The sequence below is a fragment of the Siminovitchia sediminis genome, assembly GCF_042680885.1.
In the GTDB taxonomy this organism is placed as follows: Bacteria; Bacillota; Bacilli; order Bacillales; family Bacillaceae_C; genus Siminovitchia; species Siminovitchia sediminis.
The window spans coordinates 21,250-44,510 of sequence record NZ_JBHUEO010000005.1 but is presented as its reverse complement, the minus strand read 5'-3'; the positions used below and the strand labels follow the sequence as shown (position 1 = coordinate 44,510).

The following is a 23,261-nucleotide window of genomic DNA, read 5'->3' as shown; positions in this document are numbered from 1 at the left end:
TGTAAAACCCTTCACTACATATGATTAAAAGCGCACACTCCCTCTTTGCACAGGGATATTAAAGAAGATTAGGCCATGGCCGCTTCATTTAATTCTTCAGCCGATGTTGTTACTGAAGCAGCAGCACGTTCAATTTCACTGACAACTTGGATTAAGTTGTCCATTTGCTCTTGTACCTTTATAACCGTCATGCTGTTTTGCTGGATGGATTGAGCAATATTAGAAAAAGCCTCCTGGGTATGTTCAGACGTTGATATACCGGACATGAGTGCTTCTTCAACATAATTGAGTGACTTAATGACTTGTTCTTTATATTGATTGGAATTGGAGATCAGCTCATGGATTTGCGAAATAGAGCTTTTCGTTTGCTCCGCAAGATTTTGGACTTCCTGAGACAAAACGGCAAACCCTCGACCGTGTTCACCCGCTCTAGCTGCTTCAATGGCAGAATTTAAAGCCAGAATATTTGTTTGCTCGGCAATATCCTGCACAATATGGATGACACTTGAAATTTGATCAGTAGATTCTCCAAGGAGGCGGATGCTGTCAATCATATCCCTTGAATACTTGTCCATCACACTGATTTTGTCCAATAATTCCCTCAGTTTGGCTTGGCCTTCATCCGCGTAATTTTTTGCAATCATGGCTTGTTCATTGCTTTCCGTCGTTGTTTCATTAACTTCTCTTATGTTACTGCTGAGCGTTACAACAGAAGCCTGTGTCTGTTCTGCAAGACTGACCAGCCCCTCGCTGACAGCATTCATTTTATTTTTGAGGTAGACTTTTCCCTCTTCAAACTGAGAGTTTAATTTTTTCATATTTTCTCTGTCATAAGCTTCTAGTACTATCTGTTGTTCAAAGCTCAGCATTTTATTGACTGCAGAAAGTGCGGCCTGCAGTTTTCTCCGATCCTTTATATCCTTAAAGATCAGGGTAGATATCATGTCGTTAATATTTTGGAAAGCACCCATATACCATGATGGTTCAAGTCCGATGACATAATGGACTTTGGCGATCTTCAGCCGCTTTTCAATAAACGATTCATCAATCACCCCGTTAAACATCTCGATAATATGGACGGTCAACGTTTGACGAAGTCTGTCTACAGTACTGTGCTGATGAATAATCGCCTGTAAGTGTTCAACCTCCATAACAACCCGGTAAAATTCTTCCACAATTTCTTCTATATGTTCTTTAATGATCGGTTGTAGTTTTTTTAAGGTCTTCATATCTTTTTCCGTCAGTTCAATCATGTTCATTTTGTCTATAATCGAAGAATCATTCGTATGAATACCAATATTTTTTGGATAGAAGTCTGCTTCAGTGATTGGTTCCTCGCGGGACTTCCCCAGTTTAAAAAGAGCCATGGCATTTCCTCCCTTATTAAAGATCAAACACGGTTTTTGAGCCTTTTTTCATATATCACCATACTTATTGTTTATCGGCATCTTTCAATGGAACTTTAGGATAAATCCTCCTTCATAGCAAAAGAGCACAGACGTAAAGCACTGGCCTTGCGAAAATGCTTGACTGGATCAAATAAAAACTTCGTGTACAATGAAGAAAGAGAAAAACATATGACTGGGGAAAGGGGTCAGTTAATTTGAAAAAGAAAATCATTGCATACAACCGTGTTGAGAAGCCTGTACTTGAAGAATTGAAAAAAAAGTATGATGTCCAGTTTTTTAAAGGGATCAACCCGCATACTGATGAAGCTTTTTTAGAACGGCTGAAAGAAACTGAAGGAATTATTGGACTGGAGCTGCCCGTAAACGCAGAGTTGCTGGATAAAGCACCTCAGTTAAAAATTGTCAGCAACGTGTCGGTTGGGTATAACAATTTGGATATAGAAGAAATGACCAAGCGGGGCGTTATGGCAACGAACACGCCTGGAGTCTTAACGGACACAGTAGCCGATGCCATATTTGGCCTTCTGATTGCAACGGCAAGGAGGATTCCGGAACTGGACCATTATGTCAAATCCAGAGAATGGAAGGCAGATTTAGAGCCGGAACACTATGGAGTGGATGTTCACCATAAAACACTGGGGATTATTGGAATGGGAAGAATTGGCCAAGCCATTGCTAAACGTGCCCATCTTGGATTTGATATGAATATTCTTTACCACAGCCGGACAAGAAAACCGGAAGCAGAAGAAAAGTTCAATGCAGCTTACCGCGGTCTGGATGAATTATTGATGGAATCTGATTTCGTTCTGCTTATTACTCCTTTAACCGGCGAAACAATGGATTTAATCGGAAAAAGAGAGTTTGGCCTTATGAAGAAATCAGCCATTTTCATCAATGGTTCCAGAGGTGGAACCGTTGTCGAAGATGAATTAGTTGAAGCCCTTCAAAATAATGAAATTGCTGCTGCAGGACTCGACGTTTTCCGGCAGGAACCCGTACAGCATGACCATCCGTTATTGGATATGAAAAATGTTGTTACATTACCGCATATCGGCTCCTCCACTCACGAAACCGAGCTGAAAATGTCCCAGCTGGCCGCGAAAAACCTGGATGCCGGATTGAATGGAGATATTCCTCCTACTTTAATTAATCCTGCCGTTTTGGAAAAGCAATGAATTGAGTAGGAGGGAGTGATCAACTCCCGACCTCTCACACCACCGTACGAACGGTTCCATTTACGGCGGTTCAATTAAGATAGCTGACGCAAGATTTCATAACGAGTTTGTAGATTTTTGAGCCCTTGATTACTCCAATAAGAGTTATCAAGGGTTTTGTGTAATATTGGACTATTCGAGATACGCCAATATCCCTTTCGGCTATTTCCCCATTAAAAAGCTATATTCAACTTGCTTTTCCTTCTGAATTGGCATAAATATTCGGATTCACCTTTAGTATTGGCGTTATTTTTTCAAAAAGCCTTTAGACTGCAAAAATTCCAACATATATTCTCTCCTGGTCTGGGACATAAAGGCAGCCATTCCATCCGTCCAGCCAATGTTTTTACGATTACTGGAGCGCTGCTGATAATAATCTTTCATGACTTGATCATAGTCTTTCAAAATCTCATCATAGCGGCTGTCATCATATGTATCTTCATGCAAAATGGCTTCGGCCGGCAGCCGCGGCTTTACTTCATTTCTTTCATCCGGAACTCCAACGGTCAATCCAAATAGTGGAACAACATGGTCCGGCAACCCCAGCAGGTCGCTGATCTCCTGAGGATTGTTTCGGACACCGCCGATATAACAAATCCCATAACCTTTTGATTCTGCAGCAACTACAAAGTTTTGTGCAAATAAAGCAGTATCAATCACAGCAACCAAAAAGGCTTCGGCTGTATCACCTATGATTTCCTTTCCGTGAAGGGCCGCTGCCCGCTCGAGTCTTTTAAAATCGGCACAGAACACTAGCGGCAGAGCAGCTGATTCATATTGTTTGCGGTTTTTTGAAAGCTCCGCAAGCTGGTCCCGCTTGCCGGGATCCTTTACCCTTACCACAGAATAGGCCTGTACAAAGTTGGAACTGGCGGCATGTTGTGCTGCTTGTAGCAGTTCATGAAATGTGTCATCAGAAATCGGTTCATCCTTGTATTTTCGCACAGATGCATGCGAGGCTAATAAATCAAGCATAATATCTCTTCCTTTCTTTTCTTGTTGTCTTATCCATCATAACAAAATTTGAATTTTTCGTAACGAATGGCATAAAAATAGAGGCCCGTCAGGCCTCATGTGTGTATAGCTTTTTACTGATCAATAGAGTACATGGATAACTTTTTTTCATCAATCAAGTGTTTTGCCATAAAGCACGGATTCCTGAAAGAATTCTTTGTTTAAACAGCAGTTTCTCTTTTAAGGCGGGACTGATTGTCGTTCAGTTTTTTTTATTGATCATTATCCTTCGGCAAATCCCAGCAAAATGATCCCCACCATGACCACAGCAATCATCATGTATTGTCTGGAGGTCATGATCTCTTTTAGAAAAATCCGCGATAGTATAACTGAGAAAATTCCATGGGCAGCAATCAGCGGAGCAGCAATCATAGCATTGCCTGCCATGGCAAACACATAGAAAAACTGACCGACCGTTTCCAAAATGGCTGCGGTCCCTTTATCACGTTCTCTGAAAATATAAAACTTCTGTTTCTTTACTACTGTCACATATAAATAAGAAATAATCGCTACAATGAAAAATGTAAATTCATAGGCCAAAAGAGCGGAATCCTCGCTGATCAGCGTCAGTTCATCCAAATAAATCCCATCCAGGAATGTTCCGATTCCATCTATTAAGCTGTAAAGAATCGGAAAGATGATGGCCAGTACACCTATTTGATATTTCTTGTCAACCCCGACATTCCCCGCTTGCCAAGCGGCTGTTTCCGCCTGCTTTTCCAAAACCGCCAAACCGATAACCCCCGCCGTCACGATGACAACGCCAGAAATTTCAACCATACTCAGTTCACGCGGAAAAAAAATAAAAAGTAAAACGGCACTGACTGCCCCGGAAGAATTTTGGACAGGGGCAGCGATCGATAACTCTATATATCGCAAGCCAATATATCCAATCGTCATGGATAAAATATACATAAAAGACACTGGGAAGTACCGGATCATATCAAACGGATCAAAACTGATTCCCTTCACCGCCATATATAAAATGGCATGAATCCCCATAACAAGCCCAACCATTGTAACAATTTTCAAATGACTGTACCTGTCATTACTGTCTGAACCTTTTTTATAAAAAAGATTCGCAGCCCCCCAAGATAAAGCTGTCAATAAAGAAAAAATAAACCACATGATGTCTTCGCCTTCTTGTCTGTTAAAATATTTTCCTGGTAGATTCGCAGCAGAGTAAACGAATAAAAGAAGCGTTTAACCTTTATGAGATTAAACGCTTCTTCTTTATTACAGTAATTCGGAGCGATGTCAAAGCAGCCAAAATCATCTGCCCATTTCCAAAAAGCGTCTATGTATGAATACTGTATAAATATATTCCATTAAGGCAATTAAATCAAGGACCAAGGCATGTTTAAGGATTCTGTATCTGTTAAAAAATAGGACCTATAAAGTTCTGCAAAAAATCCAGGCAGGAATTGAGAAAATTTTGGGCTCATTTTTGTTGCCAATATGTTTACATACTGACTTCGGTCGTTTAGCCCACCTACAAAAAGATGGGCTAAACGACAAATATTATTTAACTCGCAATTTCTGTCCAACCTGAAGCAAGTTGATATTCTTGATATCGTTCATGCTTACTAGTTTATTTACGGTGGTATAGTAATTTTTGGCAATTTCGGTTAAGTTATCTCCGGATTTAACTGTGTAGTAGACCGGGTTGCCTGCATTGGGAATTCTCAATACTTGACCGACCCTGATGAGGTTTTCATTACTGATGTTATTTTCAGCTTTAAGGATATTTACGGTGGTATGATAATGATTAGCAATTTGAGACAGCGTGTCCCCTGCTTTTACGATATACTTCGTGAATGTTGCTGGAGCCGGCTGCGGATAGAAATTTTGAAGATAAGCAGTCGGTTCGAGGGTGCTGTGCACCTGATCAGACTCCCACCCGTAGGAAGGGGCTGTTTTTTTCCGAACTTCATAATGCAAGTGGGAACCGGTCACTTGTCCTGTCATCCCCTGATACCCGATGACCTGTCCTTTTTTAATTGAAGCACCGGCCTTCACTGCCACACTATCGAGGTGAGCGTATAGTTGTCCTCTCCCGTTTTTATCCTTCACAAATACAACGTTTCCATAGTTACCTAAACCTGTACCGGTTTTACCCATTCCCGCATATAAAACCGTACCTTCTGTAAATGCGTGAACAGGAGATTTATGAGATTTGACCAAGTCGATACCTTGATGAAACTGTAATCCGCTTCCAAACGGCTTCCAGCCGTAGGACTGAGAAATTCTATACCCGCTAAAGACAAGTTCCATTAACTGTATAGCACCTCCTTTTTATATGAAATGCATTCTATATATCATTCGTAAGGGCATAAAACCTTTAAAACTCGCAAACTAGCGAGTATCATGACGCACAACATGCGGGTTCAGGCACAAAAAATTCCGGAAGTTTCTCTTCCGGAATTCAATTATATATATCCATTGGCAAATAAATGATTCAGTGGTTCTTTTTCGAAACATTGGGACCGTTGTTCTTAGTCTCTGATTGAACTCTTCATATTTTTTCAACTGGAAATACCGTCCATAGTTACATGAACGGAATACTTAAGCTTCTTACTTCAATAATGATGAAATGCCAATATACTACAAGGAACTTAATATTGTCAGTATAAAATCAAAATGTCCTATTCTATGTGTCTAATTTCTGTGTATGTATGCCTTCAAAATTTCTTGAGACATGCTGCAACAGGTCTGCCATGTCATCCGTATCCCCTGATTAAATTCACATCAAAATTTATATTATAAGACACCCAAATCCTTATTGTCAATATAGAAATTTGCATTATCTTAGATTGTATGATAAACTAAACTTATATTAATTTTGAGAAAGCATCCGATCATCGTACGCAATTCTTTCAATCAGGATTTGAGTGCGATTTTTTTATTTTAAAAATTGTATTCGCTCTAATCGGTCAATTGACTTTATGGAAAGCAGACTAATTAGAAAATAATAGGTCAAAATAAATACTAAGTATTTTTATAAGGAGAGTTGATGAGTGAATTTAATTAATGAAAAAATCACCCACAAAGTCTTTGGTGAAGGAAATATTGTGGATCATGATGACTCTATTATCACCATTGATTTTAATAAGGAGATCAAAAAATTTGTTTATCCTGATGCTTTTGGGAGATTTATCACCCTCAATGACCGGAATACTGCAAATTCTTTGAAGGAAATCCTGATGAAAAGGGAAATGGAAGAAGAAGCTCTTGAAAGGAAACGTGAAGAAGAAAAAGAGCGGCGGGCGCTTGAACAGCAGCGCAGAAAAAAACTGAAGACCCATAAAATTCATGAAAGCTCACAAATTGTTTTCTGGTTGGACGAAGAAGAGCAACAACATGTATTTTCCGGCTGGCAAGTAAGTACGGGCAAGGTTCAAAGCGGAAAACATGAAGGCCAGCCAAACAGAGCATCTCGTTTGGGTCCGAACAGCGCAGGTCTTCTGACTGCAAGAGAGGCGGATCAACCGGAAACCAAACGGCGGATTCTTGGTTTATATATGGTAAATGAAACGTTTTCCGGCAATCTTACCAATGATGGAATGGTTCCGTCCCATGCAGAATTTAGAATCGAACTTACGGATCAAGAAGCAAAGAAAATGCTTTTCTGGAATTATTATATCAATAAGAACTATCCTCACCGAACGACATGGAATTCAGGTAAATATCGTTATTTTGATAATGTTTGTATTGCTCAAATCTTAATAGATATTATCGCGCTAAAAACAGATGAGGAGCAAATCAAAAGGGCTGAAAATTTTCTGGAATATTTCTGTCAAATGAATGCCCTTGACAAGGATTCCATTCCAGAAGCAAACGGAGCTTTAAAGCACTAACAAATAGAGGACTTATCGGACTTACCGAAGCTGATTCCATTTTTATTTATGGATAAATGATTGTATGAAAATAGAGGTAATTGGTGAATATTACAAAAGCGCCATTCCCTTATTATTTAGGGAACAGCGCCTTTTTCATTTAGCGATTCCGACTGGTCCCGAACCGGGGCCTCCACCCTTTCGATTCCCAAAAACAAGTTCTATACAGTAAAATATATCTCGAAAGAATGTTTATGCTTGCTGCATCAGTTATTTCCATTGTTTCTGGGTAATCTGAGTCATTTTGTGCAGTCTTCATCAAAAACATTGTTGGAGGTAGAGTATATTTCCCCATATTCAAAATAAAAAAATCCGAATAAAGTATTCAGGAACTTTTCTCGATTGATGAATAGCAGAGTTCATCCGGCTATGTATTTTAATCAACGTAAACCAAGCAAATGCCGATGTATCCTTTTAAAGCATTCGGAAACTCTGCGGTCAAAATAAAAGTACGCCCCAATCCGAATTTCTATTTCTTCTAAAATTTCATCTAGCAAGGGTACGATTATTCCTGCCTCACTATGCCGGAGTAATTTTCCATTATTCAAATAAACCTCTTTGAAAACTGCTATGATCTTGCGCCTCTTTGCGTATACATACCGGTAAATGAACATGCGGACGCACTTGTCTATTTTCCCAATTATTTTACCATTATCGAGTCCAATACAATACCTTTACTTGGTTCCGAAACATGGGCATCATCTCATTATTGTGTCGCCAGTTCATCGGCTAGTTTTAAGGCATGACCGTAAATGTTCATTTTCGTTTTTATATCAGCAGGACCCAATCGTTCAGAAATAACTTTCGCATGCATGCACTCCTCATTAATTAAAGCGTTGCTGATGTATACCGGAGAGCATGTATGATTATATATTTCAATTTATGCCGAATCAATCGTCCTCCACCCGTTTTCAATGCATCCGGTTGGAAAGCTTTTACAGGAAATTCGTTTACAGGCCAATTTTTTTCAGCAAAATAAGCATAATAAAAACTACTCTAAAAACAACGCGAATCAACGGTTCGCCGTCAAAATGCCGGCAGAAATAGGATTCTTTTAAGTCTATGAAAAAGAAAAAACGCCCAATCCCTTATGGATCAAGCGTTTAAGTATAGTGATTCCGACTGGTCTCGAACCAGCGACCTCCACCCTGTCAAGGTGGCGCTCTCCCAGCTGAGCTACGGAATCAAATTAGTATTAGCAAGTCGACAATTAATAATATATAACAGTGATGAAGGAATGTCAACTGCTATTCTTGAAAATAGTTTTGAACAGTGAAAGAGCGCTGCTCTAGAAGCAGCACTCCTCTCATCCATTTTCTGCTAATTTATATTTACCTTTATTTTTCGTCATCATTTGGGTAGCGAGCATGGTCAAAAACAAGACTAGTCCGATGACGTCCGACATCCCCTCTGGATACATCAGCAATAGGCCTGCAATGATAGAAATGATCCGCTCATACCAAACCATTTTTCTGAACCAGAAACCGATGATTCCAGCACCGATGCCAATCATTCCTGTAAAGGCTGTAAATACCATCCAAATAAGATACGGAATTGTTGTATCGATCATCAGTAATTCAGGGGACAATACGAACATATAGGGAATAATAAAAGCGGCAATGGCCAGTTTGGAAGCATTGACCCCGGTTCGGATCGGTTCGCCTCCCGATACGCCTGATGCGGCAAAGGCAGCCAACGCGACCGGTGGTGTAATGTCTGCCACAATCCCAAAATAAAATACGAACATGTGGGCTGATAAGTCAGGAACACCTAATAGAATAATAGCCGGAGCTGCAATCGTCGAGGTAATAACATAGTTCGCAGTGGTCGGTGAACCCATCCCCAGGACAAGCGAGGTCAGCATCGTAAAGAACAGCGTTAACAACAGCTGTTCATTGGCCAGGCCGACTAGCCCATTTGCCAGTTTTAGACCCAGTCCTGTTTTGGTTACAACCCCGACAATAATACCCGCTGATGCAGTTGCTGCAGCAACCGCAAGGGCAGTCCTTGCTCCATCTACCAGTCCCTCAATCATATCCTTCAAACCAAGCCTTGTCTCTTTTTTGATCGCACTCACCACGATCGTCCCGACAATGGACCACAGTGCCGCACGCATAACACTGATCCCGCTCATCAACAAGACAATCACCAGTAAAATAGGCAGAAGCAAATAAATCTTCTGATATACTTCCTTCCTGTCAGGCATTTCGTCATCTGTCAATCCCCTTAATCCAACTCGCCGCGCTTCAAAGTGAGTCATAATCCAGATGCCCGAAAAATAAAGGAGGGCCGGAATCGCTGCAGCTTTGGCTATTTCCCAATAAGGAATACCAATGAATTCTACCATCAAGAAGGCTGCTGCCCCCATCACTGGCGGCATGATCTGTCCGCCCGTTGAAGCAGAAGCCTCCACTGCACCGGCAAATTCCTTGCGGTAGCCAAGCCTTTTCATCATCGGGATCGTAAAGGAACCGGAGGTAACCACGTTAGCAACAGAACTTCCGCTGATCGTCCCTTGTAAGGCGCTTGAAAAAATGGCAACTTTTGCCGGTCCCCCGACTCTTTTCCCAGCGATGGAAAGTGCCAAATCATTAAAGTACTGACCAACGCCCGTTTTGACAAGAAAGGCTCCAAATAACAAGAAGAGAAAGATAAAAGTTGCCGATACATACAAGGGAGTCCCCAAAATCCCTTCAGAAGTAAAAAACATCGTATTGATTAAGCTTTCAAATTCCAATCCTCGATGTGCAAGAAATCCCGGCATGGAGGGGCCATAGTAAGCATAAAGCAGAAATAAAATTGCAATGATCGTAATTGGGAGACCCACTGCCCTGCGCGTTGCCTCCAATGTCAACAGCACACCAAGAGTTCCTACCGCTAAATCCAGTGTGGTCAGCGTACCCACCCGATTGACAATATCATCTATCATGATCGGCCAATAGGCACCAATTCCTACAGATATGAGTGCCAATATCAAATCATACCAGGCAACCGTATCCTTTCTTCTCGTCTTTCTTCTAGCTGGAAATAACAGAAATATGAGAGAAAGAGCAAATCCCAAATGAACCGATAGCAGAATTTGCCTCGGTATAGCCTGCGTAATCGAGGCATATAACTGAAAAACAGAAAAAGCCAGCAGCCCAATAAAGATTATCCAGCCCAGCGGTCCTTTTACCTTTCTTGTTGCGGATTCCGGGTCATATTTTTCTAATATTTTCTGTTGTTCTTCTTCTGATAAAGTTTCATGGATATTCTTATCTGCCAACAATCTTCACTCCTTCCCATTGTCTCCATAAAGATATCTTTTCCTTTTTGATCCTGACGAGAGATCCCGGCTCAGCAAAAGTTGAAAACGGTATGACTTTGCCCCGTACAACGAGACGGTGATTTGCTCTTACTTGTCCGGTGCTGAGATCTATCCAAGAAAAATCCCGCTTCATGTTATCAATATAATATTTTCCATCTTTCAGCTTGAATGTCTCCCCTTCTTCTGCGTTAGCCGGCATACCTACTCCGGTATCTTCAAATTCCAGTCCTGTCTGCCGTATAGTTCCGTCATTCAATATCACATATGAGTCTCTCACCTCAGTGAGGTGAATAGAATGTGTATAAACGATGTCGAACCGGCTTCCTTCGGTTTCCACAGGAAAATAAGCCAGCATCTTCTCTTCTTTTATGGATACAATCGTCACTGCATCCGTTATCGGTATAGCGGACAGCACCCCTAATAAAATAATGGCCAATACAGAACATATGATCCATTGGACGGGTTTCATCTCATTCCCCCGAGATTTCATATCCAGAAAGAAAAAATAGACCGATCAGATGAATCGGTCTATTCTCTTCGCTGTGGTTCATCATTCATTCTCTGCAGAAATGCCCTTTTCATCAAAGTATTTTTTTGCACCGGGATGAAGGTCAATGGCCATTCCTTCCAAGGCATGTTCAGCGCTTATTTGCTTACCCTTTGCATGACCGATTTTATCCGTATGATCATAAATCGCCTTTGCCATATCATAGACAAGATCATCTGATAAATCAGATTTCACTGCCAGCATGGCTTGTACGGCTACTGTATTTGCGTCACTTTTAACATTGTACATTCCTTCCTTGACTGTATCTTTGGAATAATAAGGATATTTCTCAATTAATTCAGCAATTTTATCATCAGCGATTGGTACGATCACGACGTCTTCTGTCGCAGCAAGGCCTTCCACTGCTCCGGTAGGCGTTCCTCCCGTAATAAAAGCGGCCTCAATCGTACCATCTTGCAATCCCGTTGTGGAATCATCAAAAGACAGGTTTCTGGCTTTGATATCATCAAATGTCATGCCGTGAACTTCCAGGATTTGTTCTGCGTTCGCAAGGGTTCCCGAACCTGCAGCACCAACCGAAACTGTTTTTCCTTTCAAATCCTCTACCGATTCAATGCCAGACTTCTTTGTTGTTACAATTTGAATGGTTTCAGGATATAAAGTTCCCAAACCGCTGATGTTTTCTATCTTTTTATCAAACATTCTTGTTCCTTCTGTTGCATATGTAGCAATATCTGTTTGTGTAAAAGCAATTTCCACTTCTTCTTTATCGAGGAGTGCCATATTTTCCGCGGAGGCACCGGATGTTACCGCATTTGTTTCAATTCCGGTCTGCTCTTTGATCATGTTGGCAAAGTTTCCTCCTAACGGATAATAAGTTCCACCGGTTCCGCCGGTAGCAATACTAAGGAATTTAACACCATAATCTTTGCCTTCTCCCTCGGACGATTGTTCTCCACCGTTTTCTTCTCCTTCTCCACCTCCACAGGCTCCCAGAAGCAGTAAAAGTGCAAGCGCCCATACGACATATAAAAGAGATTTCTTACCTTTCATGTAAATTCCTCCCTTTTTTGGTATTATTAGCAAAAATATTAGCATAATTGCTTCAATGCAGGCAAACATTCACTATAGTTATCGGCCCGCTCGCTTACTCCTTTTATTTATACCCTGAAGCCATTATAAAAAACCCCATCTTTTTCATAAAAATTTTCGTATGGTAAAATGTGAACTGAGATTAAGTTAGGGAGGCTTTTACAAAATGACACAAGGAAAAATTTCTGAAATTGAATTTTACAGTAAAGAGATGAATGAACGGTTGGAGCTTCTCGTTTATTTGCCTGCATCCTATTCAGATTTATACAAATATTCTCTTTTAATTGTACAAGATGGAAAAGATTACTTTCAGATGGGAAGACTGTCACGCTTTGCAGATGAACTTCTTGAGAATGGTGAGATTGAAAACGTCATTATTGTTGGCATTCCTTATAAAAACGTAAAGGATCGCCGGGAAAAATATCATCCTGAAGGTGAGAAGAACCAGTTATATATCCGATTTTTGGCACATGAACTGCTTCCATGGCTGGAACAGAAATACCCTACGTCCAGCATTGGGAAGTCCCGGACACTGATGGGGGACAGTCTGGCAGGCACAGTGTCCTTAATGGCCGCTCTTCAATATCCGCACACATTCGGCAAGGTGATCATGCACTCGCCATTTGTAAATGATGAAGTACTGGCAGCTGTCAGGTCGCATCAGGATCCGCAACTGCTGGATGTGTATCATGTGATTGGAAAAGATGAAAATAAAATTACGTTTTCACCAGAAAGAGTGGAAGATTTTCTGACACCGAACCGAAAGCTCCATAAGGTTTTCCAGGAAAGAGGTTTTGAATTTTTTTATGAAGAGTTTGACGGCGGGCACTCCTGGAAATATTGGCAGCCCGATGTCAAAAGAGCCTTGTCCATGATGCTGCCCCGGAATTAACTCTTTCTTACGTCCTATAGGAAATCATTGTAGGAATATGTTATAGTTAAAAGATAAAAAAGATTGAATTATTGATTAAAATAGGGAGGTTTGATTGAAATGAAATACGGAATTGTTATATTTCCTTCTAAAACATTGCAGGATTTAGCGAACTCCTACCGGAAAAGATATGACCCTAATTATGCGCTGATTCCTCCTCATGTAACCTTGAAAGCTGCTTTTGAAACCGATATGAATGTAAAAGAAATTACTAAAAAAATAGAAGACATTGCAAAAAAATATGAACCGTTTACTTTGCATATCCGAAAAGTGAGCTCGTTCCAGCCCATTAATAACACGATTCATCTGAAAGCGGATAAGACTCCTGAACTGGAAGGAATTTATGATGACCTTTATGAGTCTTTACCGGGGGAAAAACCAGACCATCCTTTCGTCCCTCATATTACTATTGGACAAAAGCTGTCAAATGACGAACATTCTGACGTGTATGGGCAATTGAGAATGCTGGGAGTAGAACATGAAGAAATGGTTGACCGGATCCACCTTGTCTATCAGTTGGAAAATCAATCTTGGACTGTCTATGAGACATTCCGTCTAGGAAAGGATCATCAGTAAATGAAGGTCATACAGGCTGAAACTGAATCACAGCTTCAAGATGCCTTCTATATCAGGAAAAAAGTGTTCGTCGAGGAACAGCATGTACCGCTTGACATTGAAATCGACGAACACGAAGACAATGCCGCCCATTTTGTCCTGTATGATGAAACCGGTAAGGCAGCAGGGGCAGGCAGATTTCGAATCCTGAACGGGAAGGGGAAGGTAGAACGCATCTGCATCCTTCCCAAATACCGGGGAAAAGGCGCTGGAGCCCAAGTAATGCAGGCCATCGAGGATTACGCCAAGACAGCCTTAGTAGACGAACTTGTATTAAGTGCTCAGACATACGCCATTCCTTTTTATGAAAAGCTCGGATATAAAGTAGTGTCAGATGAATTTCTTGATGCAGGTATCCCTCACCGGAAAATGACAAAAAAATTGGACTAAACAATCCCCTTAAGGTATGATCTGCTATGCATTAAGGGGATTGTTCCTAAGCCATAGTTTACTTTCCCTTACTGCCAATGATATCGCATTGTTCTCTATTAAATCGGATATGTATGCGGTAAAAGAAGTGCGATAGAGGAGCCATTGGCCAACTTCGCTTGTCTCTAACCCATATTGTTTAAATAACTTCTTCAGTAATTCATCCATTGGAATACCTTCTTTAGAATCAGCAATACAGTGAAGAAGAAATTCCCGGATGTTCAAATGACAGTTGATATTTGCCTCTACCGTCTCTTCAATATCTGCTTCATATTCACCGTGCCCCGGGATGGCCCCTTCAAAAGAAAGAGTCTTCAATTTTTTCAAGGAGCGGATTGCAGCATCGACATCCACAATAAAGGGTACTTTATGCTTCGCGAGCACTTCTTTGCCAAAATAACTGTCTGCAGCATACAGGATACCGTTTATTAGAATCCCCGACTGTCCGTAGCTGTGTCCGGGCAGGCTGACTGCCTCAAAATTAAAAGGACCAATCATTTGCCTGCCTTCCTCGATGACACCGTCCAACGTTACAGGGGCTGCTTCCAGGAACTTATTCCTTAATTTCCTAATAGGCATAGCTCCGTTCCATAAATAAATCGGCTCCAGTATGGGATTCTCCATGATTACAGCTTCCAAACGGGGTGCATATAATTTGACCTGATGATCTTTTTTCAGGCTGGCAGCACCTCCATAGTGATCGGTATGGGCATGAGTAAGTATGGCGTAGTTGATTGGATAGTTCTTTTCCTTTAATAGCTTAACTATTTTCCTGGACGTTCCTCTGTCAATGCCGGTATCAATCAGCAATCCCTCACCCCCTTGATACACATAGCCGATATTGACCGGGCTGCTGAAATAAAAGCATTTTTCTGATATTTCCTTAAATTCCAATTCTCCCATTCCTCCGATTGACTAAATGTATTCGTTTATATACTGTCCTTTGCCTGTATAATGGGGTAGTCTTTTCCCCCCAGTATTTCTGCTTTCATATGGATAAGACTTCGGAATTCCCCATTCCTGTTTCCCCAACCTCGTATGAGGGCTGAGTGAGATCCGGGGTGTAAAATGCACCGGCATGGGATCATGAACTTTAGAGCTTTCCTGTATTCTTTTTTGATATTCCATATATTGAACAATTCTTATGGGTGCAATATACCCCACTCTACTATACACTCCTTTCTTTATTAATCGTTATTGTTTACCCCAAAAACTGGACTTTAAACCTTAATTTTTACATTTTTTAAAAAACCGGGAGAAAAGTGTCCGTACACCTTTTCTCCCGGTTTTTCCCGGCAATATCGGCCTGTTCATGGGCCGCTCTATGGTTTTTTGTTCATCATTTCAGCGATGGTGTTCATATCCAGCTTGCTGCCATCTTTGATAATCGTTTGCACCATTTTATTTTCCATTTCTCTGGAGACAGGCCGGTTAGCAATTTTGGCTACTTTCCGAATGATTTGGCGGACTGTCTTTTCATCTTTAAAGTTTGCGTTTTGCAGAGAATTCGCAAGTTTAAGTACTTCGTCCATATTTACACCGGTTTTACTTTCAATATTCTTAAAAAATTGGTTATCCATCACTTAAAATAGCCTCCTTTTCATCTTTTATATATTATGAAGGAAGCTATTTTTGGTGAGTTAAAAATAGATCATATCTGTTACCCTTTAGGTTTAAACAGTAATGCCCCGAGAAAGCCAAAAACTATCGCGGCCGAAATCCCGGAGGAGGTCACTTCAAACATTCCTGTAATGACTCCGATCAGCCCATGCTTTTCAGCCTCTCTCATCGCACCATCCACGAGGGAATTACCAAAGCTGGTAATTGGAATGGTCGCTCCTGCCCCGGCAAAGTCAATCAATGGTTCATAAAGCCCAAATCCGGCCAGGATCGCCCCTGCTACAACCATCGTGCTTAATGTATGGGCCGGAGTAAGTTTAAACACATCAAACATCAACTGTCCAATTACACAAATGACGCCGCCAATGACAAACGCCCAAAAAAACATGGCCAGCATACAATTCCTCCTTTTAACTATATTCGATTGCAACAGCATGAGCTATACAAGGTATGGATTCTTTTTGCTGTACTGACAGGGGTGAAAGCAGCGATCCGGTAGCAGCAACCAATATCCGCTTATATTTTCCTGCTTTCATTTCATTCAGCAAGTGCCCGTACATGACGACCGCAGAACAGCCCGGTCCGCTCCCTCCTGCAAAAACCTCCTGATCCTTTGCGTAAACCATGAGCCCGCAATCCTGAAACTGTTGATCTTGAATAGCAATGCCTTTTTGATCAAAAAGAGCTAATGCTGCCTTCCTTCCTACTTCAGCCAAATCTCCGGTCACAATTAAATCGTAATGGGATGGATCCACACCAAGGTCAACTAAATGCCGCTGAATGGTATCAACAGCAGCAGGTGCCATTGCTCCCCCCATATTGAAGGGATCAGTCAATCCCATGTCAATCACCTTTCCAATCGTAGCAGATGTAATTCTGGGATGAGGTGTATCAACAAGGTTTCCTGAACCAACCAATGCGACGCCTGCTCCTGTAACTGTCCACTGGGCAGTCGGAGGTTTTTGGCCGCCATATTCAGTCGGATAGCGGAATTGCCGCTCTGCAGAAGCATTATGGCTGGAAGCGCCAGTCAGTATGTACTCGGCTCCCCTGCTATTAAGAATCATGGCTGCCAGCGCAAGTCCTTGTGTTGAAATGGCACATGCACTGAACAATCCTAAAAGTGGAATTTGATTTGTTCTGGCAGCAAAGTTCGTTGGTGTAATTTGATTGATTAAATCACCTGCCAAAAAGAACTGGATCTCTTCTTCCTTTAGTGCTTTTTTTCTTAAGGCAGTGTCAACGGCATCCTCTAACAGTACAGTTTGTGCTTTTTCGTATGAATCCTTTCCCATCCATAAATCATCATAGAATTTATCGAAGGCATTGGCGATCCTGCTTTGTTTCTCAAAAGGTCCGCCAATTACCCCTGTTGACAGAATCGCCGGCTTATCGTTAAAAACCCATGTTTGGCTTCCAACCAGCATCATAACCCTCCCCATTCCACCAAAATGGTTTTAATTAACGCAATAATAAACGCTGAGAATACTCCGAATACAATCACTGAACCTGCCAGCTTAAATATATTGCCCCCCACCCCTAACACAAAGCCCTCGCTTCGGTGTTCAATGGCAGAGGAAATCACTGCATTCCCAAATCCTGTTACGGGTACGGCGCTTCCTGCTCCTGCATATTGAGCCAAATGATCATATATCCCGAACCCGGTCAGCAGCATAGCAAAAAATACCATTGTCGCAACTGTCGGATTGCTTGCTGTCTGCTCTGTAAAGTCGAAAAAGTAAATGTAAAAATATGTGACCGCCTGCCCAATTAAACAAATGGTTCCGCCTATCCAAAAAGCTCGTAGACAATTTTTTAATACAGGGCGTTTTGTTTCATATTTTTTCTGAAGCTGGCCATATTGAATCTGCTCTGGTGTTTTCGTTTTATTTTTGCTGGACATCATACTCTCTCCTATGTCATTTCTTCTTTTAACCGGATAATTTTTTTGAATCGCTTGGATGCTTCATCATTGGATAAGTTGTCATCATCTAAATCCTCTTTTAACCGGATGGCCTCCAAAAAAATTTTGTAATCGCTTGAAACGATAAATTTGTCCTCCGGGTATTTCTTATTTAATTTTTTCGTCAGGTCTTTCTCAATTTTTTTCATTCGGAACCGTTGAAAATGCTTTACTTTGTAGGCAACGATAATTTCTTTATCGCCCTCAATAATTGCTGCATCATAGATCTCGTCCATGTTGAGTACTTCTTTCCTGACCTGATAGGCGACCGAATCATCCTCTTCTCTTTCTTTTAGTTCAATGGGCGGAGGACTGGTCGTTTTGATCAGTGCCGTATCACTCTCATCATGTTCTTTTCCGCTGTCATAGGAACATGCGGCAAACATGAAAAGAAACGCGGCTATAACAGTAATTTTGATTGATTTCGTTAGCATGGCTACCTCCGCTTGAATCATGATACGCTTATTTTTCACTATTCCAGGCAAATTATGACTGAAAATAAGAAGCAGTCTTGCCCTAAATAAATAAACAGGGATATTCAACAAAGAATATCCCTGTTTGATCGCTTCCCTTATCTTGGCCGATTCATAGATCCTCCGCAGCCGCAACCTTTTTTTCTTTTCTTTTTTTTATAGACAGGCACAGCCGGATTGGAAGAAGTTCCGTATTTTTTCATCCTATCACTCCTGTACATATATTGGATGCAGGGTGCATCTACATCTATCTTATGAAAAAAATGTATTGCAGTTTTACCAAACTCCCAGTTTATCCTATGTTTTTTGATTGTACCCATGTTTCAATAAGAGCAGCAAGGCCTGCAGCAGCAAAAATTATTACCATCGGTTTATATAATAGAGGTGTGTATGTGCGTGCCAAAAACATTCCGGCAGTTACCCAAATACCGGTACACCAGTAGCAGCTGAGCAGTGCCCCTAACCATCCTCTCAGCCCGCTTTCCTTAGGGAGGAAATAAACTTCTGTCTCTCCTTCACTGTTTATCTCCTCAACTTTATCCATAAAAGGACGTCTCATCCAATCAGTAATTTGGTCAAATACGATAAGCCTGGTGAGACGAAATGCAGCCATCCCAAACAGTACAAATTCCAGCCAAGTCATACGTATTCACGCTCCTCATTTGCCTATTTTGACCAAAACAGGCGTTTGTCCGTTACACTATGACCCATTGATGTATATGTTATTAATGTCAATGAACATCACAGAAGGAGGAAAATATAATGGGCTTCGAAGAAATGGAATCTTCATTCGATCATACCGGCGGCCAATCCTCACATAAAGGACACGGCGGCTGCGGTTGTTCACTAAATTGCGTCTGTCAGGTAGTCAAAGCCATTAAAGATATACAAGATCAAGCAGAAGACGAGTGCGAGCCATGCACATCCAGCTGTTTTGTAGAGCCGCTTGGAGATTTGGGTGTACGCGGTAAAAAACACGCAGACACTCGCGTATTCACATTAACGTTTAAAAACGGTGAATTCTTGAAAGGACTTTACAAAGGACACCAAGGTAAATGTGTATCAATTTATTTCCGGGTAGAGGAAATTTTTGATAACTGCTGTGCAACATTAAGGGTACTGGTGCCTTTGAAGAGTGACGGCAGAACGGTTGTCAACATCATAGATGCCAATGGCAATATTGATTACGCTCAGCTATGCGAGGTAAAAGACTGGGGCCGCAGCAACAGCTGTATTACAGTCGACCTTCATTGCTTCTGTGCAGTCCAATGCATTGCGGATGTCGACCTGCAGCTTTGTGATTAATGACTTCGAGCAAAGAATGTTAACAGACGGAAATGGAGCAGCGGCCATTTCCGTCTTTTTCATTACCCATAGATACGGATATCCGCCAGCTGTTTTTTTTCAATTGTTATCCATTCACCTGAATTTGAGACTACGATGATTCGGTCATCCTGCAACTTGTGTAACTTCCCAATAACCGTGTCTTTTTCAGTCAAAAACAAGCAGGAATAAAATTGGGGGCGGTTCGCTAAATCATAGAGCTTTTCCTTAATCGTCATAGCCTTAAAGGATTTTACAGGAGTAAGTCCCCCAGTTAATGCTCTGGGTGGAATAGTGGGCGGTCTGGAGTCCGCTGCAGCTGAAACAGGAGGATTTTCCGCCGCCTCATTTTCCTCCACAATGACTTCTTCCTCTTCGGTCTCTCCTGCCGTCCTTATTTCTTTCATATTCTTCTCATGTAATTCCCTTTCAACAGGAGCCTGTTCAACGTCAGAGGTAAATTCTTTTTGTATGAGTTGCTTGGGTTCTGAAAATGCAGGCTGCACAATATATAATAACGGCTTTGGGTGAGCAGGTTGCTTTTCGGTGTTCATACCAGACTCTCTCCTCCATCGGTGAGACTTTCATAATATATGTATGCATTTCCAGCTTTGATGCAACTCCGGAAAAACAAAAGGGGCTGTCCAGAAAATCGTTTGTTGATGTTCTGGACAGCCCTGCCTTATTCTTAATTTCCCAAGATATGATAGCCGGAGTCCACGTGAATACGTTCTCCTGTAATCCCGCGGGAAAGATCGCTGAATAAAAATATAGCCGTATCCCCTACTTCTTCAGGTGTAGTTGTTCTCCGAAGCGGTGCTTTTTCTTCAATTTCCTTTAGAATACTGTTAAAATCACTGATTCCTTTAGCCGATAATGTACGGATCGGACCGGCAGAAATGGCGTTGACCCTTATGCCGTACTTTCCTAAGTCATTTGCCAGGTACATGACGCTCGCATCCAAAGCAGCCTTGGCCACTCCCATGACGTTATAGTTTGTGACCACCTTTTCGCCGCCCAGATAGGTCATCGTGACAATGCTTCCGCCTTCAGGCATCAGATCCAGCTTCTGAACGGCCTTGGCCACAGCCGTCAAAGAATAGGAGCTGATATTTTGAGCAAGCAAATATCCGTCACGGGTTACATTTAAATAATCACCGGACAATTCTTCTTTGTTCGCGAAAGCAATACAGTGAGCAATCCCATGGATGGGACCAGCCTGTTCTTTAATTTGACTGAAACAAGCCTCAATATCTTCATCCTTTGTTACATCACACGGAAGAACAAGTGATTCCTGCCCCTCCAATGTCACAGCCAATTCGCGCACACTTTTTTCCAGACGCTCTCCTGCATACGTAAAAATCAGACGCGCGCCTGCCTTATGTAAAGACCTGGAGATTCCCCACGCAATACTCCTTTTGTTTGCTACCCCCATGACGACAAAGGTTTTTCCTGCCAAAGACAGCATATTTATTCCTCCCTAAACAAACTTTATTACATGTTATTAGTACCTAGTACTAATCATACACGAATCATTTTTGGTTTGTAAACAGGAATCTCCCAGATCTTGTTATTTATATTGCAGTTCCCTTGTCAATTCTTCAACGTATTCAAATGATCCTGTTACAATCAACCGGTCGTTGTATTGCAGCTCTGTATCGCCGTGAGGAATAATAGAATCTTTACCCCTAAATATCCTAACGATAATCACATCGCCTGTAAATGGGAATTCACGGAGCGTCATTTGATCATATGTTCTGTTTTTCAACTGAATTTCGTGCAGGGCTATCTCTTCACTCGTCATAATGTCAGCAATATGGGGGGATTCTATCAAAGCTTTGATTAACGCGGTCGTCGCCAGCATCATGGAAAAGACTTCTACATCCTGTTCCGCTAAAAGTTTGGCCAGATCGGGGCTCTCGGTTCTGGCTATGACCCTATCGATATCACGTTCTTTTGCCGCTATTGAGAGCGTTGCATTTAATTCTTCATCCCCCGTTGCAATAAATAAAATATCGGCGGTAAAGACACCTTCCTTTTCCAATATTGCCTCATCATACCCGTCAATTTCCTTAATATCAAATGTTGAATCCGCTGTCGGCGAGTCTGCTTTTTCGATTTTTTTATGATAAATGGTCACATCAAATTCCGTTGCGTTCAGTTCTTTGGAGACTGCAAGAGACATTTGATTGGCACCTACAAAATTGACGCGGGTTTTTTTCTTTACCGTATTTTCTTTCGGGAACCATTTCTTAAATAAGACAGGTGTCAAAATACAAGTAATGACTGCCACTAATATGAGTGTACCGCTCATCTCCGCAGTGATCACATTCATTCTTTCAGCAATTTTGGCTGCTGCAATGACCAGTGACAATGTGGAGGTTAGTAAAAATGCAGACGCCCATACCGTATTTTTATCATACCACCGCCTTAACAGGAGCACCGGAACCAGCTTAGAAATAAACAAAGCCATTAATAACAGCGGAATAAGCAGGAGCATGTTCCTGTTGCTCAACAACGCCCAAAGATTAAGGTCTACGCCAACCATGACAAAGAAAATAGGAATAAAAAAACCATATCCAAATGAATCCAGCTGGCGAATCATTTGCTGGTCCGGGTTAAGGAGTGAAACAAGTGTCCCTGCAATAAAAGCTCCCAAGATATTTTCTGCTCCAACCGATTCAGACAGGACCACCAAAACCATAATCAACGTGAATATGGCACGCGTCCCAATTTGAACAGTACCGCTTGACAATCGGGCAATCATGTTTCCTTTTTTAAATTGGGCCCCAATAAAGTAAAATACTACCCCTGTAGCAAACAACACGAGGATCAGCCACATTTGCCCGCCGCTGTCACCGGACAGCGAAACAAATACGGACAGCAGGATCATCGTTGCCAAATCGGCAATAACTGCTACGAGGAGGATCGTTTGGCCAATACCGGTTTTCATGAGATCTGCTTCTTTTAGGGTGGGAACGACTACACCCAAAGAAATTGTTGAAATAATCAGGGTCATCAGCATCATATTATCAACAAAGCCTGCCCTTACAAACCAATAGGAAAGGATGATAGACAAAAGGAAAATACCCACAAAAATGGCAAAGGACACAGCCAGCGGGTTCGGTTCTTTTTTTCCATTTGGCAGCTCTCCCCTTTTTCCACTTCTGCCAAAGGCGGAAAAGTCAATCTCAAGTCCACTGAGAAACATTAAAAAAATGAACCCCAGTGTCGACAATGTGTCCAGCCACATGCCGTGAGAAATTATATTAAGCCCGCTCTTCCCGATAATAAGACCCATAATAATTTCCGCAACCACAACCGGGATAAAGAATAAACGGAAACGATGAAGAAGAAGCGGTGTTACAAAAGCAACCAGCATGACAATAACAAGTGAAATAAGAGATGATTCCGATTCCATAGGCTTCTTCCCCCGTTTCCTTTTTGCTTTTACGCAAGTTTCTCAT

23 protein-coding genes, 1 tRNA gene and 1 pseudogene are annotated in these 23,261 nt (G+C 41.6%); 6 read left to right on the top strand and 19 right to left on the bottom strand.

Annotated elements, in window-relative coordinates:
• Positions 1-68: 68 nt before the first annotated feature.
• Positions 69-1,367 (bottom strand): protoglobin domain-containing protein, encoded by a 1,299-nt coding sequence (locus ACFSCZ_RS02785; RefSeq protein ID WP_380772221.1) that lies wholly within the window; start codon positions 1,365-1,367, stop codon positions 69-71.
• Between the two features lie 236 nt (positions 1,368-1,603).
• Between ACFSCZ_RS02785 and ACFSCZ_RS02780 the strand changes: the two genes are divergently transcribed.
• The gene (locus tag ACFSCZ_RS02780) at positions 1,604-2,584 is read left to right on the top strand and encodes a 2-hydroxyacid dehydrogenase (protein WP_380772220.1); all 981 of its coding nucleotides are present in this window, start codon (positions 1,604-1,606) and stop codon (positions 2,582-2,584) included.
• 74 nt (positions 2,585-2,658) lie between these two features.
• Here the strand turns inward: ACFSCZ_RS02780 and ACFSCZ_RS02775 are convergent.
• The 4 genes and pseudogenes from ACFSCZ_RS02775 to ACFSCZ_RS02760 all read right to left on the bottom strand — a co-directional run.
• Positions 2,659-2,796, bottom strand: a pseudogene (locus ACFSCZ_RS02775) (group II intron reverse transcriptase/maturase); the annotation flags it as partial.
• A gap of 73 nt (positions 2,797-2,869) precedes the next feature.
• Positions 2,870-3,598, bottom strand: coding sequence for an oxygen-insensitive NADPH nitroreductase (nfsA, locus tag ACFSCZ_RS02770; RefSeq protein ID WP_380772219.1), 729 nt, complete (start codon positions 3,596-3,598; stop codon positions 2,870-2,872).
• Positions 3,599-3,859: 261 nt separating this feature from the next.
• A complete protein-coding gene (locus tag ACFSCZ_RS02765; RefSeq protein ID WP_380772218.1) occupies positions 3,860-4,765 on the bottom strand; it encodes an EamA family transporter in 906 nt (301 codons plus the stop codon).
• Between the two features lie 393 nt (positions 4,766-5,158).
• Positions 5,159-5,911, bottom strand: coding sequence for a LysM peptidoglycan-binding domain-containing protein (locus ACFSCZ_RS02760; RefSeq protein ID WP_380772217.1), 753 nt, complete (start codon positions 5,909-5,911; stop codon positions 5,159-5,161).
• 743 nt (positions 5,912-6,654) lie between these two features.
• Between ACFSCZ_RS02760 and ACFSCZ_RS02755 the strand changes: the two genes are divergently transcribed.
• Entirely contained in the window at positions 6,655-7,494 is an 840-nt protein-coding gene (locus tag ACFSCZ_RS02755; protein ID WP_380772216.1) for a malate synthase, read from the top strand.
• 1,152 nt (positions 7,495-8,646) lie between these two features.
• Here ACFSCZ_RS02755 and ACFSCZ_RS02750 read toward each other — a convergent pair.
• The 4 genes from ACFSCZ_RS02750 to ACFSCZ_RS02735 all read right to left on the bottom strand — a co-directional run bounded on the left by ACFSCZ_RS02750 (position 8,647) and on the right by ACFSCZ_RS02735 (position 12,401).
• Positions 8,647-8,719 (bottom strand) — tRNA-Val (locus tag ACFSCZ_RS02750).
• 120 nt (positions 8,720-8,839) lie between these two features.
• Entirely contained in the window at positions 8,840-10,798 is a 1,959-nt protein-coding gene (locus ACFSCZ_RS02745; RefSeq protein WP_380772215.1) for a TRAP transporter permease, read from the bottom strand.
• Entirely contained in the window at positions 10,788-11,309 is a 522-nt protein-coding gene (locus ACFSCZ_RS02740; RefSeq protein WP_380772214.1) for a DUF1850 domain-containing protein, read from the bottom strand. The genes ACFSCZ_RS02745 and ACFSCZ_RS02740 overlap by 11 nt, the downstream gene beginning before the upstream one ends.
• A gap of 81 nt (positions 11,310-11,390) precedes the next feature.
• Positions 11,391-12,401: a TAXI family TRAP transporter solute-binding subunit gene (locus ACFSCZ_RS02735; protein WP_380772213.1), complete on the bottom strand. Its 1,011-nt coding sequence runs from the start codon at positions 12,399-12,401 to the stop codon at positions 11,391-11,393.
• Between the two features lie 205 nt (positions 12,402-12,606).
• Between ACFSCZ_RS02735 and ACFSCZ_RS02730 the strand changes: the two genes are divergently transcribed.
• The 3 genes from ACFSCZ_RS02730 (at position 12,607) to ACFSCZ_RS02720 (ending at position 14,376) form a co-directional block, all read left to right on the top strand.
• Positions 12,607-13,332, top strand: coding sequence for an alpha/beta hydrolase (locus ACFSCZ_RS02730; RefSeq protein ID WP_380772212.1), 726 nt, complete (start codon positions 12,607-12,609; stop codon positions 13,330-13,332).
• A gap of 99 nt (positions 13,333-13,431) precedes the next feature.
• Positions 13,432-13,947, top strand: coding sequence for a YjcG family protein (locus tag ACFSCZ_RS02725; protein WP_380772211.1), 516 nt, complete (start codon positions 13,432-13,434; stop codon positions 13,945-13,947).
• Positions 13,948-14,376, top strand: a complete 429-nt coding sequence (locus ACFSCZ_RS02720; protein ID WP_380772210.1) for a GNAT family N-acetyltransferase — start codon at positions 13,948-13,950, stop codon at positions 14,374-14,376.
• A 24-nt stretch (positions 14,377-14,400) separates the two neighbouring features.
• On the opposite strand, the gene ACFSCZ_RS02715 is transcribed toward ACFSCZ_RS02720, so the two are convergent.
• From ACFSCZ_RS02715 to ACFSCZ_RS02685, 7 genes are all read right to left on the bottom strand, one after another.
• Positions 14,401-15,309, bottom strand: coding sequence for an MBL fold metallo-hydrolase (locus ACFSCZ_RS02715; protein WP_380772209.1), 909 nt, complete (start codon positions 15,307-15,309; stop codon positions 14,401-14,403).
• Positions 15,310-15,737: 428 nt separating this feature from the next.
• Positions 15,738-15,995: a sporulation-specific transcription regulator SpoVIF gene (gene spoVIF / locus ACFSCZ_RS02710; RefSeq protein WP_380772486.1), complete on the bottom strand. Its 258-nt coding sequence runs from the start codon at positions 15,993-15,995 to the stop codon at positions 15,738-15,740.
• An 80-nt stretch (positions 15,996-16,075) separates the two neighbouring features.
• Positions 16,076-16,432: a stage V sporulation protein AE gene (gene spoVAE / locus ACFSCZ_RS02705; RefSeq protein WP_380772208.1), complete on the bottom strand. Its 357-nt coding sequence runs from the start codon at positions 16,430-16,432 to the stop codon at positions 16,076-16,078.
• Positions 16,433-16,445: 13 nt separating this feature from the next.
• The gene (gene spoVAD, locus ACFSCZ_RS02700; protein ID WP_380772207.1) at positions 16,446-17,462 is read right to left on the bottom strand and encodes a stage V sporulation protein AD; all 1,017 of its coding nucleotides are present in this window, start codon (positions 17,460-17,462) and stop codon (positions 16,446-16,448) included.
• A complete protein-coding gene (gene spoVAC / locus ACFSCZ_RS02695; protein WP_380772206.1) occupies positions 17,462-17,938 on the bottom strand; it encodes a stage V sporulation protein AC in 477 nt (158 codons plus the stop codon). The genes spoVAD and spoVAC overlap by 1 nt, the downstream gene beginning before the upstream one ends.
• Before the next feature lie 11 nt (positions 17,939-17,949).
• Positions 17,950-18,432 carry a sporulation protein gene (locus tag ACFSCZ_RS02690; protein ID WP_380772205.1) on the bottom strand — a complete coding sequence of 161 codons (483 nt, stop codon included), beginning with the start codon at positions 18,430-18,432 and terminating at the stop codon, positions 17,950-17,952.
• Positions 18,433-18,763: 331 nt separating this feature from the next.
• On the bottom strand, positions 18,764-19,114 hold the full coding sequence (locus tag ACFSCZ_RS02685; protein WP_380772204.1) for a DUF1360 domain-containing protein: 351 nt from the start codon (positions 19,112-19,114) through the stop codon (positions 18,764-18,766).
• A gap of 119 nt (positions 19,115-19,233) precedes the next feature.
• On the opposite strand from ACFSCZ_RS02685, the gene ACFSCZ_RS02680 reads away from it, so the two are divergent.
• Positions 19,234-19,776 (top strand): CotY/CotZ family spore coat protein, encoded by a 543-nt coding sequence (locus ACFSCZ_RS02680; protein WP_380772203.1) that lies wholly within the window; start codon positions 19,234-19,236, stop codon positions 19,774-19,776.
• 62 nt (positions 19,777-19,838) lie between these two features.
• On the opposite strand, the gene ACFSCZ_RS02675 is transcribed toward ACFSCZ_RS02680, so the two are convergent.
• The 3 genes from ACFSCZ_RS02675 to ACFSCZ_RS02665 all read right to left on the bottom strand — a co-directional run bounded on the left by ACFSCZ_RS02675 (position 19,839) and on the right by ACFSCZ_RS02665 (position 23,215).
• Positions 19,839-20,348: a CotO family spore coat protein gene (locus ACFSCZ_RS02675; protein WP_380772202.1), complete on the bottom strand. Its 510-nt coding sequence runs from the start codon at positions 20,346-20,348 to the stop codon at positions 19,839-19,841.
• Positions 20,349-20,482: 134 nt separating this feature from the next.
• Positions 20,483-21,262 (bottom strand): enoyl-ACP reductase FabI, encoded by a 780-nt coding sequence (gene fabI / locus ACFSCZ_RS02670; RefSeq protein WP_380772201.1) that lies wholly within the window; start codon positions 21,260-21,262, stop codon positions 20,483-20,485.
• Between the two features lie 102 nt (positions 21,263-21,364).
• Entirely contained in the window at positions 21,365-23,215 is a 1,851-nt protein-coding gene (locus ACFSCZ_RS02665) for a monovalent cation:proton antiporter family protein (RefSeq protein WP_380772200.1), read from the bottom strand.
• Positions 23,216-23,261: the final 46 nt, after the last annotated feature.